Source organism: Labedaea rhizosphaerae, assembly GCF_004362825.1.
In the GTDB taxonomy this organism is placed as follows: Bacteria; Actinomycetota; Actinomycetes; order Mycobacteriales; family Pseudonocardiaceae; genus Labedaea; species Labedaea rhizosphaerae.
Window position 1 is genome coordinate 24,124 of record NZ_SNXZ01000003.1, and the last position, 14,509, is coordinate 38,632.

Below are 14,509 nucleotides of genomic sequence, written 5' to 3' on the forward strand. Positions count from 1 at the left end.
CCGTCACTCCCTGTCCACTGCCGCGATCCGGGCACAGCGTACGTGGTGAACAGCCGCTGTCGGGGGGTGCTCCTAGAATCGCCGCCATGTCCGCACCCGAGGTCGATGCCCTGACTGCCGAGTCCCCCACGCTGCGCGTGTTGCGTGGGACGTTCGGCTACGAGGCGTTCCGCGGTGCGCAGCAGGAGATCGTCGAGCACGTCGTGGGCGGCGGCGACGCACTGGTGCTGATGCCCACCGGCGGCGGCAAGTCGTTGTGCTACCAGGTGCCTTCGCTGGTCCGCGACGGCACCGGCGTGGTGATCTCGCCGCTGATCGCGTTGATGCAGGACCAGGTCGACGCCCTCACCGAGCTCGGCGTCAAGGCCGGTTTCCTGAACTCGACGCAGGACCCGACGCAGCGCCGTGACGTGGAGCGGGCCTTCCTCGCCGGCGAGCTCGATCTGTTGTACCTCGCGCCCGAGCGGCTGCGGGTCGAGTCGACGGTGCGGCTGCTCGAACGCGGCAAGATCGCGTTGTTCGCCATCGACGAGGCGCACTGCGTGTCGCAATGGGGCCACGACTTCCGCCCCGACTACCTCATGCTGTCCGAACTGCACCAACGCTGGCCCGACGTGCCGAGGATCGCGCTGACCGCGACCGCCACCGCGGCGACGCGCGCCGAGATCGCCACCCGGCTCGACCTGGGCAACGCCCGGCAGTTCGTCGCGAGCTTCGACCGGCCGAACATCCAGTACCGCATCGTGCCGAAGAACAACGCGCAGAAGCAGCTGCTCGAACTGCTGCAAACCGAGCACAAGGGCGACGCGGGCATCGTCTACTGCCTGTCCCGCAACTCGGTGGAGAAGACCGCGGAGTTCTTGTCCGCCAACGGGATCGAGGCGCTGCCGTACCACGCCGGGCTGGAGAACCGGGTGCGCGCGGCCAACCAGGCCCGCTTCCTGCGTGAGGACGGGCTGGTCGTGGTGGCGACCATCGCGTTCGGCATGGGCATCGACAAGCCGGACGTGCGGTTCGTCGCGCACCTCGACCTGCCCAAGTCGGTCGAGGGCTACTACCAGGAGACCGGTCGCGCGGGCCGCGACGGCTTGGATTCGACGGCGTGGCTGGCCTACGGGCTGCAGGACGTGGTGCAGCAGCGCCGGATGATCGACATGTCCGAGGGCGACCTCGCGCACCGGCGCCGGTTGTCGGCGCACCTGGACGCGATGCTCGCCCTGTGCGAGACGATCGAGTGCCGTCGGGTCCAGTTGTTGAACTACTTCGGCGAGAACGCGGGACCGTGCGGCAACTGCGACACGTGCCTGAACCCGCCGGAGTCGTGGGACGGCACCGTTCCGGCGCAGAAGCTGCTGTCCACTGTGTACCGGCTGCAGCGCGAGCGTGGGCAGAAGTTCGGCACCGGGCACATCGTGGACATCCTGCTGGGCAAGGAAACCGATCGAGTCCGCCAGTTCCGCCACGACGAGCTGACCGTCTACGGCATCGGCACGGAGCTGAAGGACACCGAATGGCGTGGCGTGGTCCGGCAGTTGCTGGCCCAGGGCCTGCTCGCGGTCGAGGGCGACTACGGGACGCTGGCGCTGACCGAGACCAGCGGCGAGGTGCTCGGCAAGCGCCGTGAGGTGCGGCTGCGCAAGGAACCGGAACGCACCCGCCCGGCCCGCTCCAGCCGCAAGACCGAGCCCACCGCGGACCTGCCGGCGGAGGCAGCGGCGACGTTCGAACTGCTCCGCTCCTGGCGCGCCGCCACCGCCAAGGAACAAGGCGTCCCCGCCTACGTCATCTTCCACGATGCCACCTTGCGGGAGATCGCCACCCGCATGCCGTCCACTGTGGACGAGCTGGCGCGGGTCAACGGCGTAGGCAAGGCAAAACTCGACCGCTACGGCGAACAAATCCTGACCACCTTGGGCGGCCCAGAAGAGTAGCCCGGCGCAGTGCCCTGAATGTCGCATTCGAGACGTTGACCGCCCCGAATGCGACATTCAGGGCCCCGGCCCACAGACCAACCCATCAACCGACGAGGAATTCGGCACTGGCCAGCAACTCGTCAACCGGATCGGGACCGGGCTTCACCCGCTCCCCGGCAACAAACACATCCCGCACCCGAGAAGCTTCCCCGAACGCCACAAGCGAACCAATCGGATCGTGCCAAGCAGCAACCGGATCCGGCGCATAGACCACGAGATCAGCCTGCTTCCCCACCGCCAACGACCCGATCGAATCCCCGAGCCCCACTGTCCGCGCCCCACCCAAAGTCGCCGCGAACAGGGCATCAGCAGCGGTCCACCGGCTCCCGGGCCCGCACTGCGAAGTCAGCAACCCGGCCCGCATCAACGAGAACATGTCCGACGGCACCGTCGTCACCACGTCGACCCCGAGCCCGGTGGTCACCCCGAGCGCGTTCAACCGCCCGGCCATCGGCGCCCCGTGCCCCATCTGCGCCTCGACCGCGGGCGCGATGCTGACCGTCGCCCCAGCCTCGCCGATCATCGCCAGCTCATCGTCGGCCAGCGAGTTGGCGTGCACGAACGTGATCCCAGCCCGCAGCAATCCGTTGTCCCGCAACAACTCGACCGGCCGGGTGTTGAGCGGGCCGGCGCTGACGTGCACGAAGATCCGCACCCCCAGCTCGTCGGCGAGCCGCCAGTCCTCGGCCACCGCCTCGACCGGGGTGTGGGACGGACCCAACGGCGCGAGGGCCATCGTGATCAACCCACCGGCAGCGGTCGCGGCCGCGCGCGCCGCGGCGGGATCACGTGTCGCCCCGCCGGCCGCCGAGTCGCCGTAGCCGAAGACGGCCCGGATCCCCGACGAACGCAACGCGTCCAGTGACGCGGCCGTGTGCTCCGGGGTGTGCGGGAAGTGGGCGAAGTCCTGCACCGTCGTCACACCGGAAGCCAACGACCGCCGAGCTCCGGCCAGGGTCGCGACGTGCACATCCGATGGCCGCATCCGCGGCCCGACCCCGACCCGCACCACCTGGAGGTACTCGGCGAGCGAGCCGCCGACCACCGCCGCCCGCAGCGCCTCCTGCCAGGTGTGCCGGTGGGTGTCGACGAACCCCGGCAGCACCTGCATCCCGGTCACGTCCACCACCTCGGCATCCGCGGCCAAGCCGACCCCGACGGCGGCAATGCGCCCGTCCTCGATCAGCAGGTCCGTGCCCGGGCGCACGACCGGCGCGGGCTCGGTGTCGATCAGGTCCCCGCCTCGCAGCAGCAGTCGCATGAGAATCCTCCCTAGAAAGCTTTTCAGAAAGCTATCACGACAGCTGCCTACCATGCACCCGTGACCGACCCAGTGGATGCGCTGCTGACCGCTTGGCGCGCCGAGCTACCCGACGTGATCGGCCCGGAATCCGAGCTGGTGAAGCGGATCATGCTGCTCTCGGCGATGCTCGCCGAGGGAACCGCCGCCCTGCTGCCGGAACTCGGGCTCACCGAGGCCGAGTACGACATCCTGGTCGCGTTGCGCCGCGCGGGCGCGCCCTACCGCGGCAAGCCGGCCGAGCTCACGAGGTTGCTCGCCCTGTCCTCGGGCGGCACCAGCAACGTGGTGAACCACCTGGTCAGCCGCGACCTCGTGGTGCGCGAGTCCGATCCGGACGACGGCCGCGGCACATGGGTGCGGCTCACCGAGGCCGGGATTTCCCTTGCCGAGCAGGCACTGCGGGCGAACACGTCGGCGCACCGCGAACTGTTCGCGGGCGTGGACCCGGAGACCATGGACGCCGCCGCGGCGGCACTGCGCGCGGTGTTCCCGGCCGTGCAACGGGCTCGCCGGACGCCGCCAGCGGCTCGCGGTCGACGAGCCCGACCGGCGGTGTGACCGGTTAGCATGCCCGGATGACCCGGCGCAAGGACGCGACCGCCACGCGGCAGGCGCTGCTCGACGCGGCCAGGGAACTGTTCACCGGCAAGGGATTCGACCGCACGACGGTGCGCGACATCGCCGCGCTCGCCGGGGTGAACCAGGCCCTGGTGTTCCGCTACTTCGGGTCCAAAGAGGAACTGCTGGGCCGCGTGCTCGCCGAGCCCGGCGCCGCGCTGCTGGCCGACGTGCCCCGCGAACGCCTGCTCGGCGAACTGCTGCGCCGGGTGCTGAGCGGTGAGCCCGGCAAGGACCGGGAGTCCGGCAAGGACTCGATGCTGATGCTCGCGATGACCGGTCCCGGCCCCGCCGCCGAGACGCTGCGCCGCGAGGTGGCCGAGCCCTACACCGAGGCGCTCGCCGCGCTCACCGACGAACCCGACGCGCGGGTGCGCGCCGAACTGACCCTCGCGTGGGTGCTGGGCCTGTCGCTGACCGTGAACATGCCCGGCGGCAGCGCCCTCGCCGACGCCGACCCGGCCGCCGTGCGCGCGCTCGTGTTGCGGGCCATGAGCACCCTCTTGGAGCACACCGACGCTCATTGACCGTGAATGGTCATGTGCGTAGCGTTGTCAGCACGTGCTTACATCGCTGATGGGGAGTGCTGGTGACGACGACAGCCGAGACGCACGACTATCCGTTCAACCGCTCCGACGGCCTGGAGCTCGACGAGGCCTACGCCCGCGCCCGTGACACCGACGGCATGATCCGGGTGCGCCTGCCCTACGGCGAACCCGCGTGGCTCGCCACCCGCTACGACGACGTCCGGTTCGTCATGGGCGATCGCCGGTTCAGCCGGGCGGCGGCGCTCGAGCACGACGAGCCGCGCAGCAACCCGGGTCGCCGGTCGCAGGGCATCCTCTCGATGGACCCGCCGGACCACACGCGGTTGCGCGTGCTGGTCGCGAAGGCATTCACGGTGCGCCGCGTCGAACAGCTGCGCCCCCGGGTCAAGGAGATCACCGCCGAGCTGATCGCCGCGATGCGTGAAGCCGGTCCGCCGGCCGACCTGGTCGACGCGTTCGCGTTGCCGCTGCCGGTGCAGGTGATCTGCGAGCTGCTCGGCGTGCCGGCCGAGGACCGGCACCGGTTCCGGGCGTGGAGCGACGCGGCGTTGTCGACCAGCGCGCTGACCGCGGAGGAGTTCCAGCGCAACCAGGAAGAGCTGCGCGGGTACATGGCCGGGCTCATCGCCGAGCGGCGCGAGCACCCGGGCGACGACCTGATGTCCGCGTTGATCGAGGCACGCGACGTGCACGACAAGCTGTCCGAGCACGAACTGGTCGACCTGTGCGTCGGCGTGCTGGTGGCGGGGCACGAGACCACGGCGACGCAGATCCCGAACTTCGTGCACGTGTTGCTGGACAACCCGGAGCGGATGGCCGAGCTGCGCGAGCACCCGGACCGGATCCCGGCCGCGGTGGAGGAGCTGATGCGGTACGTGCCGCTCGGCGCGGGCGGCGGGTTCGCCCGCTACGCGACCGAGGACGTCGAGGTCGGCGGCGTGCTCGTGCGCGCGGGCGAGCCGGTCCTGGTCGCCATCGGCTCGGCGAACCGGGACGGGCGCAAGTTCGCCGAACCCGACAGGCTGCGCTTCGACCGCGAGGGCAACTCGCACATGGGCTTCGGGCACGGTGCGCACCACTGCCTCGGCGCGCCGCTGGCTAGGCTCGAGCTGCAAGAGGCGCTGCTGGCGTTGCTGACCGGGCTGCCGGGGCTGCGCGCGGCGGGGCCGGTGGAGTGGAAGGCGCAGATGCTGGTGCGCGGACCCCGGCGGATGCCGGTGCGGTGGGAGTGACGCGATGACGTGGCAGGTGTCGGTGAGCGGCGAGCGGTGCATCGGCTCCGGCCTGTGCGCCGGAACCCGGCCGGATGCGTTCGTGCTGGACGGCGTGACCGCCGAACCGGTGAACGCCCAGGTCGAGCCGGACGAAGAGCTGCTCGACGTGGCGGATTCGTGTCCGGCGCTGGCCATCGAGGTCGTCGACGAGGCCGGTCAGGAGATCGGTCCACGGCCCTGAATATGTGACCCCGGTCACACTGTGTGTGATTTGCCGACTGAGGTGGAACGTAAGAGTTGGCTGCCGCACTTGGTCGGGGGGTGCGGGAACCTCTCTCTATGTGTGTGAGTGTGTGCGAGTGGTGGACAACGCCGGCGGGGACGCGCCCCCGTCGGCGTTGTTCTTTTCCCGCGCTCAATCCGTGCTGTGCATGATCACGCCGCGGATGTTCTTGCCGTCGCGCAGGTCCTGGTAGCCCTCGTTGACCTGGTCCAGGGTGTAGCGCTTGGTGACCAGTTCGTCGAGCTTCAACTGGCCCGCGTCGTACATGCGCAGCAGGCGCAGGATGTCGTACTGCGGGTTGGCCGAACCGAACAGCGTGCCCTTGATCGTCTTGCCGAACAGCGTCAGCAGCGCACCGGACACGTGCACGGTCAGCTTCTCCGGGTTGGCCAAGCCGGTCACCACGACCGTGCCGCCCTTGCCGACGGCGTTGAACGCGGCGCTCACCACGTCCTCGTCGACGATGCCGACGGTCACCAGCGCCTGGTCGGCCATCTGGCCCCAGGTCAGCTCCTCGATCTTCGCGTGCGCCTCCTCGGCGGTGGCGAACGCGTGCGTCGCACCGAACTCCAACGCCGTCTCGCGCTTGAACTCGACCGGGTCGACGGCCACCACGTGCCGGGCGCCGGCGTGCGCCGCGCCCTGGATGGAGTTGATGCCGATGCCACCGATCCCGTACACGACAACGGAATCACCCGCGCGCACCCCACCGGCGTACACGGCGCTGCCCCAGCCGGTCGGCACGCCGCAGCCCACGAGCACCGCGGTCTCCAGCGGTAGCCAGTCGTCCACCTTGACCACCGAGTGCTGCGAAATCGTTGCCCGCTCGGCGAAGGTGCCGATCATGCACATCGCGCCGAAGTCCTGGCCGCCGGCGTGGAAGCGGGTCGAGCCGTCGGGGAACGTGCCCTCGAGGATCGTGGCGCCCATGTCGCACAGGCTCTGCCTGCCCGTCGAGCAGTAGCGGCACACACCGCAGTTCGGGATGAAGCTGCACACCACGTGGTCGCCCGGCTTGACCTTCGTGACGCCGGGTCCGACGTCCTCGATGACGCCCGCGCCCTCGTGGCCGCCGACGATCGGGAAGCGCGGCACCAGGTCACCATCGGTCAGGTGCAGGTCGGAGTGGCACAGGCCCGCCGCGGTGTACTTGATCAACACCTCGCCCGGCCCCGGCCCGTCCAGGTCCAGTTCGAGCAACTCGAAGGGTTTTCCCGCCTCGTAGAGCACCGCTGCCTTGGTCTTCACAATCACTCCTCGGTGAGTCCTTGCGTGGTGTGACCTGGCTCCCATCCCCACTGTGCAATACGCGACCGGGCGGCGGACCTGCCCGAATGGGCGGTTGCCTGCGGCGCCGGCACCGGAAAACTGGTCACCATGACCGGCGCCCGGCTGCCTGTCGCCGACATCGACCCGCTCGCTGCGACCCCACGCGGCCGCTACGAGGACGAGCGGGTGACCGTGTGCCGTGGCAGGCCGGTCGGCCCGACCACGCTGCGCACGGCGCACTTCGGGCTGCGCCGCGTGGGTCGCCGGGTCGAGCTGACCCACGACCTGCACGTGAGCGAACTCGACAACGACCTCGCCGAACTGCTCGAGACCGAGTTGTTCGCGCCGGGCTGGCTCGCCGGGGTCGACCTGTTCGAACGGCTCTTCACCGGCGTCGTCATGTCCACTATGGACGACCCGGCGCAGGCGTGGGCCCACTTCTACCGCAACACCATGACCCGGATCGCCGCGACGCGGCCGGTCTACCAGCGCGCGATGGAGCTGATCGGGCCCGGCCACGTGCTGGATGTCAACGCCTGCTTCGGTTTCCTCGCGCTACGCCTGGCCGCCCGGCCCCGCACGACGGTCATCGCCACCGACGGGTCACCGGGCAGCATGCGCCTGCTCGACCGGATGGCCGGGCTGTTCGGCACGCCGGTCCGCACGCTGATCTGCGACCCCGCCCGGGTGCCGCTGCCCGACGACGCCGTCGACACCGTCAGCCTCGTGCACGTGCTCGAACACCTCGAACCCGAGCACGGTGCGGCCGTCGTGTCGGAAGCGGTTCGCCTGGCACGCAAGCGGATCGTCGTCGCGGTGCCGATCGAGGAGCAGCCCAACGCCGCCTACGGGCACCTGCGCACGTTCACCCTCGACGACCTCGACCGGCTCGGTGCGGCCACCGGCCTGCGCCACCGAACCGAGGAATACCACAGCGGCTGGCTGACCCTCGACCGCTAGATCATGCCCAGCTTGGACGCTTCGTAGACGGCCTCCGCCCGGCTGGACGCGCCGAGCTTGCGCATGATGTTGCGCACGTGGAACTTCACGGTGGTCTCGGAGATGTACATCCGGCCGCCGATGTCCTTGTTGGACATCCCGTGGGCCAGCAGCACCAGCACGCCCTGCTCGCGTTCGGTGAGCGCGACCTCGGCCTGGGTGTTGATCGAGTGCACCATGGCGGCGGCCGACCGGGAGTCGAACGCGCTTTCCTTGCGTGCCACCGCCCTTATCGAGCGGATCAGCTCCGTGGTGTCCACGTCCTTGACCACGTAACCGCGCGCTCCGTTGTGGATCGCGTCCACCACGAGCTTGCCGTCGAGGAACGTCGTCAGCACCAGCACGCCCAGATCCGGGTGCTGCTTGGTGAGTTCGGCGCACAACGCGAGGCCCTCGTGGTCGTTCCCGGTGGAGAGCTTGAGATCCAGCAGCACCACGGTGGGCATCGTGCGCTGCACGACGGCGAGTGCTTCGGACGCGGTGGACGCCTCACCCACCACCGCGAGGTCGCGTTCGCGTTCCAGGATCGAGCGCAAGCCCTGCCGGACGATCGCGTGGTCGTCGACCAGCACGATCCGCACCTCGCTCGAGAGCCGGTCGCCCCGCGGGGCGACCGAGCCATCCGCACGGTTCACGAAACCTCCTCGGCCGGCTCTTCCGCTTGCGGCATGGGCACTTCCACCCGGATCTCGACGCCACCGAGCCGGGCCCGCCGGATGGTGAGGGTGCCACCGAGGCTCGTCGCGCGCTCGGCCATGTTGGCCAGGCCCCGGTGCTTGCCGTCGAGGTCGGCGGCGCTGGTGACCCGCAACTTCTGGCGCATCTGCACCGGATCGCCGTGCCCGTCATCAGCGATGCTCATCGACACCGTGCTCGCCGTGTAACGCAGCCGGACCACGGCGCGCGTGGCGCCCGCGTGGGCGACGACGTTGAACAACGCCTCCCCCGCGATCCGCAGCATCGCGTGCTCCGCGCGCAGGGGCAGCGGCCTCGGCGTGCCCGCCACCCGGACCTGGACGTCGACGTCACCGGGCGCGTGCACGCTGGAGAGCTGGCGCAGCAGGTCGTGCAGCGAGCCCGAGGAATCGTCGGCCGCGCGGTGCAGGGAGTAGATGGACGCGCGCAGCTGTTCGACCGCATGGCGCGTCATGTCCTTGGCGCCGGCCAGGCGCCGCACGACGTCCTCGGTCCGCTCACCCAGTTCGGCCAGCTCGGCGCGGCACACCTCGATGGTCATGCCCGCGGACAGGACGTACTGCGTCACGCTGTCGTGCAGTTCGCGCGCGATCCGGTGCCGCTCGTCGGTCAACGCCTGGCGCTGCATGGCCTCCATCAACCGGCGCTGGGTCTGCTGCAGCTCGGCGCTGCGCACCGCGAGGTCCTTGGCCTGGCGCGCGGTCTCCTGCGAGAGCTGCACGGTCCGACCGCGGAGCTGGGTCGTGGCGTGCAGGAGGTGCGAGTTGTAGAGCGCCACCGCGGCCTGGTTGGCCAGCACCCGCAGCACCGCGAGGTCGGTCGGGTCGAGCAGGACGTCCGCACCCGGCCAGCCGACGATCCCGCCGACCGGCTCGCCGTCGAGGATCATCGGCGCGCGCACCCACCCCGGTCCCCGCGACAGCAACTCGGTCTCCCACGGCCGCGACCGCACGACCTCGAGCTGCTCGACCACCTCGGGCGGCAGCTCCCGCTCCTGGTCGACGAACCGGCCGTGGTCGATCAGCAAGAACCCCGGTCGCACCCCCCGCAACGCACCGTCGGCGACCGCAAGCAGCAGCCGGTCGGACTGCAGGTGATCGGCCGCGGCCGCGACGACCTCCTCGACCAGCGCACGCGGGCCTTCCACGTTGCGCACCAACGCACGCGAGATCCCGTCGAGCGCCTGCACGGCGCTGGTCAGCCGCTCGGTGGAGCGCACGTACTCGCGGTAGAACGTCCGCTTGCCGGACCGGACCCCGGTCAGCCACCCAAGATCAGCAGCTTGGCGGTCCGCCTCGCCGGGGTCATGTTCGCCGGCCAGGTTGGGCGGGGCCGGTGCGGGCTGGGTGGCTTCGCGTTCCCCTGAGGTGGGGCCGACCGCCCCACCGGTCGACCCGAGCCCCCGGCTCATAGCGCCGCGCGCAGGAGGGCTTCGATGTCCGCCGCGCTCGCGTCTCGGGGATTCGTTTCCAGGCAGGCGTCGTGCAGGGTGGTGCGGGCCAGGTGCGCGATGTTCAGCTCGCTGACCCCGAGGTGGGCCAGGCCCTTCGGCACGCCGACCGCGTCGGCCAGCTCACGCACCCGCGTCGCCAGCCGTTCGGCCACCTCCTGCGCGGGCATCCGGTCGACCGCGATCCCCGCGGCGGCGGCGATCGGCACGTAGCGCTCGGGGTCCTCGGCGGCGTTGAACCGGATCACGTGCGGCAGCAGCACGCCGTTGATCACCCCGTGCGGCGCGTCGAGCAGGCCGCCGACCTGGTGGCTGATCGCGTGCGTGGCGCCGAGGATCGCGTTGGTGAACGCCATCCCGGCCTCGAGCGAACCCTGCGCCATCGCGATCCGCGGCTCGGTGGCCTCGGGCCGGCGCTGGGTGTCGAGCAGGTTGCCGGTGACGAGCCGGACCGCGTGCAACGCGTGCTGGTCGGTGAGGATGTTGTGCGCGCGGGAGACGAACGCCTCGATGGCGTGGGTGAGCGCGTCCAGGCCGGTCGCCGCGTTCAGCCAGTCCGGCATCGTGGTGAGCAGCCGCGGGTCGACCAGCGAGATGTCCGGGACCAGCGTGCGGCTGATGATGGTCACCTTGGTGGCGTTCGCGGTGTCGGTGACCACGCAGAACTGCGACACGTCGGCGCCGGTGCCGGACGTCGCGGGCACCATCACCAGTGGCGGGATCGGCCGCACCACCTTGTCGACGCCCTCGAAGCCGAGGATCCGCCCGCCGTTGCCCGACAGGATCGCCACGCCCTTGGCCGCGTCGATGCACGAGCCGCCGCCGACCGCGACGATCACGTCGGCTTCGCTGGCCCGGTAGTCGGCGAAGGCCTGCTCGATCTCGTGGTCCTTGGGGTTGGGCGTGAGGTCGTGCCAGAGCACCGGGTGCAGGCCGGCGTCGCGCAAGTGTTTGCGTGCCTGGTCGGCCCAGCCCGCCTCGATGATGCCGGGGTCGGTGACCAGGAATGGCTTGCGCGCACCGACGCGCGCCGCCGCGTGCCCGAGTTCGGCCAGCGAATGCGGACCGAAGACGATCTCCGGGACGTGGAACTTGGCCAGCGTGGGTGGCGTCGCCCGCGACTGGCGCTCGGCCGGGCGTTCGCGAACGGGGAGCGGCTCGACCATCACAACCGCCCTTCCGGCAGGAACCGACACCGACCGGCACCGACTCGCGGGTCTTGCGGAGGCCAGTCCCAGGCTACCTCCCGTACGCGGCACGGTAACCCTGCGCGAATCCGCTGGAAAACTGTCCATTTGGACAGGGCATTGCAGGTGCATACTTGTCGCGGGCGCGGTTGCGACACCCGCCCGTCGGTGAACCCTGGGGGACAGTCGGTGTGCTGACGATGTTTCGGCTGCTTGGACCGGTGGAGTTCGACGCCGGCGGTCAGACGGTGGTGATCGGCTCGGTGAAGCAGCGCACGCTGCTCGCCGTCCTGCTGTTGCGCGCGGGCGAACCCGTGCGCCTGGAGGAGCTGATCGCCGAGTTGTGGGGCCCCGCGGCACCCCGCTCGGCCATCGCGAACCTGCGCACCTACGTCTCGGTGCTGCGCGCGTCGGCCGGTGAGCAACGGATCGTCACCACCACGCACGGCTACCAGTTCGTGGTGCGGGCCGGCGAGCTGGACGCGATCGTGTTCGCCGACTCGGTGCGTGACGCGCGCGCCGCGGTCACGGCGGGCGACTTCGAACAGGCCGACAGCCTGCTGACCACCGCCCTCGGGCTCTGGCGGGGCGCGGCCGCGCAGGACACCGAGCCGAGGTCGTGGCTGGCCGGCATGATCGCCGAGCTGGAGGAACAGCGGCTCTCGGCGGTCAGCGACTACGTCGACGTCAAGCTCGCGCTGCGCCAGCACGTCGCCGTGGTGCCCTGGCTGCGCGACCTGGTCAGCCAGCACCCCGAGCACGACCGGCTGTGCGAGCAGCTGCGCCTCGCGGTCAGCCGCTGCTGCGCCTAGCCACAGGCGCCTGGTGTCTGAATCCGTTTAGTTCGCCTGTGCTTCGGGTACGTGCACATCAGATGTCGGCCGAGGGCTCGGGGTGATGGGGTGCGTGAAGAGATCGAAATCAGGCTTCCGGCCGAACCGGATCAGCTGTCGCTGTTGCGCACGGTGGCGGGAGCCATCGCTATGCGCGCGGACTTCGACCTCGACGCCATCGCCGACCTGAAGATCGCGGTCGACGAGGCCTGCTCGATGCTGATCATGCAGGCGGCGAAGGGCGCGGTCCTGCGCTGCACGTTCGGCACCGACGAGGACGGCATCGTCGTCCAGTCCGAGGTGGCCACCGACGGCAACGAGCCCCTGGACGACACGGCGTTCGGCTGGCACGTGCTGAGCACCCTGACCGACGAGTCGTCGTGGACTCGTTCCGAAGCCGGGGTGTGCCTACGTCTGTCCTTGCAGCGGAAGGTCAACAACTCGTGACCCGGTCCTCGGCGATGGGGCAGACCGGACAGGGCGAGTACGACCACCTGGCCCCGCTCTTCGAGAAACTGGCGGCCTTGCCGGAAGGCAGCCGGGAGCACGCGCTGCTGCGCGAACGCCTGGTCACCGAACACCTGCCGGTGGCCGAGCACATCGCCCGGCGCTTCAGCAGGCACGGCGCGCCCGAGGACGACGTCGTCCAGGTGGCGAGGATCGGCCTGATCAAGGCCGTGGACCGCTTCGACCCGTCGCTGGGCCACGACTTCATGTCGTTCGCGGTGCCCACGGTGATGGGCGAGGTGCGCCGCCACTTCCGCGACACCGGCTGGTCCGTGCGCGTGCCGCGACGGCTGAAGGAACTCGCGCTGACGGTGAACGCGGCCTCGACCGAGCTGGCCCAGGTCCTCGGCCGCGCGCCGACGCCGAGCGAGCTGGCGAGCCACCTCGGCGTGCCGAAGGAAGAGGTCTTCGAGGCCCTGGAAGCGACCGGCGCGCACCACGCGTCCTCTTTGGACCGCGAGCTGACCGATCGCCCGGACGCGCCGTCGCTGGCCGACACCCTCGGCGAGGAGGACCCGGAGTTGGCCGACGCCGAGGCGCGGGAGACGGTGTACCCGCTGCTGCGCTCGTTGCCGGAGCGGGAACGGCGGATCGTGGTGTTGCGGTTCTTCGGCAACTTGACCCAAAGCCAGATCGCGCAACGGGTCGGGTTGTCGCAGATGCACGTGTCCCGGTTGCTGTCGCAGAGCTTGGACCGGTTGCGCAAGAAGGCCGATTCCTGAGGGCCACCCGCCACGGCGGTGGGTTCGGTTTGACACGGAGCCCCACGGGTGGCCTCGGCGCACCGAACAATCGAGCCCGAGGTTGAGGGCCGCAATACCACCCAGGGCATACTTCCCCAGATCAATCCAGGGGAAGGACCCGCAGATGCTCGCAGTGGCCCAGGTGTTCGCGGCGCTGGCCGCCGCCGTGCACGTGCTGATCTTCACCATGGAAAGCGTGTTGTTCACCCGCCCGCAGGTCTACCGCCGGTTCATGGTCAAGGACGCGCGGGAAGCGGAGATCCTCCGCCCGATGGCCTTGAACCAGGGCTTCTACAACCTGTTCCTGGCCATCGGCGCGGTCGTCGGCGTGGTCCTCGCCGGCACGCCGCAGGGCAAGGCGTTGATCTACCTGGCCTGCGGCTCCATGCTCGCCGCCGCCCTGGTCCTGCTGGCCACCGACCGCCGGATGGCCCGCGCGGCCGCCATCCAGGGCGTGCTGCCGCTCGTCGCCCTCGTCTTCCTGCTGCTCAGCTAACCGAAGGTGCGGGCCGCGAGCAGGTGGGCGGTCAAGTAGGCCTCGGTGACCGGCGTCGCCCGGCTCACCGTGTACGGGACCTGGCGGAACAACGACCGCGGCAGCGGCGTCTCGGCCAGGTAGTCGGTCACCGCCCAGTCCGGCTCCAGGCGCACGAACCACGTGCCGGAACCATCTTGGTGCGGATCGTCGACCGCCTTGGCCAGGGCCGTGACGATCTGCTCGGCCCCGCCGCTGTAGATCCACACCAGGTCGCCGCGGCCGACCTGGTGGAAGTTCGACGCGAGCGCCCAGTCCGCGGTGCCCGTGCGGCGGAACGTCTCCCGAACCCCCGCCGCGTCGCGGCAACCACCGCCGGCGGCGACCGGGTAGAGCCAGTGCGTGGTCATC

16 protein-coding genes are annotated in these 14,509 nt (G+C 70.4%); 10 read left to right on the plus strand and 6 right to left on the minus strand.

Annotated elements, in window-relative coordinates:
* Positions 1 to 86: 86 nt before the first annotated feature.
* Positions 87 to 1,931: a DNA helicase RecQ gene (gene recQ / locus EV186_RS17045; protein ID WP_133850333.1), complete on the plus strand. Its 1,845-nt coding sequence runs from the start codon at positions 87 to 89 to the stop codon at positions 1,929 to 1,931.
* 85 nt (positions 1,932 to 2,016) lie between these two features.
* Here recQ and EV186_RS17050 read toward each other — a convergent pair whose 3' ends face one another.
* Entirely contained in the window at positions 2,017 to 3,234 is a 1,218-nt protein-coding gene (locus tag EV186_RS17050) for an amidohydrolase family protein (protein WP_166659213.1), read from the minus strand.
* A 60-nt stretch (positions 3,235 to 3,294) separates the two neighbouring features.
* Between EV186_RS17050 and EV186_RS17055 the strand changes: the two genes are divergently transcribed.
* Genes EV186_RS17055 through EV186_RS17070 form a run of 4 tightly spaced genes read left to right on the plus strand, consistent with a single transcriptional unit; the run spans position 3,295 to position 5,897 of the window.
* Complete coding sequence (locus EV186_RS17055) at positions 3,295 to 3,834, plus strand: MarR family winged helix-turn-helix transcriptional regulator (protein ID WP_208115661.1); 540 nt, start codon at positions 3,295 to 3,297, stop codon at positions 3,832 to 3,834.
* Positions 3,835 to 3,851: 17 nt separating this feature from the next.
* Positions 3,852 to 4,421: a TetR/AcrR family transcriptional regulator gene (locus EV186_RS17060; RefSeq protein ID WP_133850335.1), complete on the plus strand. Its 570-nt coding sequence runs from the start codon at positions 3,852 to 3,854 to the stop codon at positions 4,419 to 4,421.
* Positions 4,422 to 4,480: 59 nt separating this feature from the next.
* Positions 4,481 to 5,674, plus strand: a complete 1,194-nt coding sequence (locus tag EV186_RS17065) for a cytochrome P450 (protein WP_424983157.1) — start codon at positions 4,481 to 4,483, stop codon at positions 5,672 to 5,674.
* Positions 5,675 to 5,678: 4 nt separating this feature from the next.
* The gene (locus EV186_RS17070; protein ID WP_133850336.1) at positions 5,679 to 5,897 is read left to right on the plus strand and encodes a ferredoxin; all 219 of its coding nucleotides are present in this window, start codon (positions 5,679 to 5,681) and stop codon (positions 5,895 to 5,897) included.
* 174 nt (positions 5,898 to 6,071) lie between these two features.
* Here EV186_RS17070 and EV186_RS17075 read toward each other — a convergent pair whose 3' ends face one another.
* Positions 6,072 to 7,187: an NDMA-dependent alcohol dehydrogenase gene (locus EV186_RS17075; protein WP_133850337.1), complete on the minus strand. Its 1,116-nt coding sequence runs from the start codon at positions 7,185 to 7,187 to the stop codon at positions 6,072 to 6,074.
* A 129-nt stretch (positions 7,188 to 7,316) separates the two neighbouring features.
* Here EV186_RS17075 and mftM point away from each other — a divergent pair, with 129 nt between their 5' ends.
* Complete coding sequence (gene mftM, locus EV186_RS17080) at positions 7,317 to 8,168, plus strand: mycofactocin oligosaccharide methyltransferase MftM (protein WP_133850338.1); 852 nt, start codon at positions 7,317 to 7,319, stop codon at positions 8,166 to 8,168.
* Here the strand turns inward: mftM and EV186_RS17085 are convergent.
* Genes EV186_RS17085 through EV186_RS17095 form a run of 3 tightly spaced genes read right to left on the minus strand, consistent with a single transcriptional unit; the run spans position 8,165 to position 11,519 of the window.
* Complete coding sequence (locus tag EV186_RS17085) at positions 8,165 to 8,842, minus strand: MadR family response regulator transcription factor (protein ID WP_208115662.1); 678 nt, start codon at positions 8,840 to 8,842, stop codon at positions 8,165 to 8,167. The genes mftM and EV186_RS17085 overlap by 4 nt on opposite strands.
* On the minus strand, positions 8,839 to 10,314 hold the full coding sequence (locus EV186_RS17090; RefSeq protein WP_133850339.1) for a MadS family sensor histidine kinase: 1,476 nt from the start codon (positions 10,312 to 10,314) through the stop codon (positions 8,839 to 8,841). The genes EV186_RS17085 and EV186_RS17090 overlap by 4 nt, the downstream gene beginning before the upstream one ends.
* Positions 10,311 to 11,519 carry an iron-containing alcohol dehydrogenase gene (locus EV186_RS17095; RefSeq protein ID WP_133850340.1) on the minus strand — a complete coding sequence of 403 codons (1,209 nt, stop codon included), beginning with the start codon at positions 11,517 to 11,519 and terminating at the stop codon, positions 10,311 to 10,313. The genes EV186_RS17090 and EV186_RS17095 overlap by 4 nt, the downstream gene beginning before the upstream one ends.
* Before the next feature lie 221 nt (positions 11,520 to 11,740).
* On the opposite strand from EV186_RS17095, the gene EV186_RS17100 reads away from it, so the two are divergent.
* From EV186_RS17100 to EV186_RS17115, 4 genes are all read left to right on the plus strand, one after another.
* The gene (locus EV186_RS17100; protein WP_133850341.1) at positions 11,741 to 12,352 is read left to right on the plus strand and encodes an AfsR/SARP family transcriptional regulator; all 612 of its coding nucleotides are present in this window, start codon (positions 11,741 to 11,743) and stop codon (positions 12,350 to 12,352) included.
* Positions 12,353 to 12,442: 90 nt separating this feature from the next.
* The gene (locus EV186_RS17105; protein WP_133850342.1) at positions 12,443 to 12,820 is read left to right on the plus strand and encodes an ATP-binding protein; all 378 of its coding nucleotides are present in this window, start codon (positions 12,443 to 12,445) and stop codon (positions 12,818 to 12,820) included.
* Entirely contained in the window at positions 12,817 to 13,602 is a 786-nt protein-coding gene (locus tag EV186_RS17110) for a SigB/SigF/SigG family RNA polymerase sigma factor (protein ID WP_166659214.1), read from the plus strand. The genes EV186_RS17105 and EV186_RS17110 overlap by 4 nt, the downstream gene beginning before the upstream one ends.
* A gap of 145 nt (positions 13,603 to 13,747) precedes the next feature.
* On the plus strand, positions 13,748 to 14,119 hold the full coding sequence (locus EV186_RS17115) for a DUF1304 domain-containing protein (RefSeq protein ID WP_133850343.1): 372 nt from the start codon (positions 13,748 to 13,750) through the stop codon (positions 14,117 to 14,119).
* Here EV186_RS17115 and EV186_RS17120 read toward each other — a convergent pair.
* Positions 14,116 to 14,508: a hypothetical protein gene (locus EV186_RS17120; protein ID WP_133850344.1), complete on the minus strand. Its 393-nt coding sequence runs from the start codon at positions 14,506 to 14,508 to the stop codon at positions 14,116 to 14,118. The genes EV186_RS17115 and EV186_RS17120 overlap by 4 nt on opposite strands.
* Between the last annotated feature and the right edge of the window lies 1 nt (position 14,509).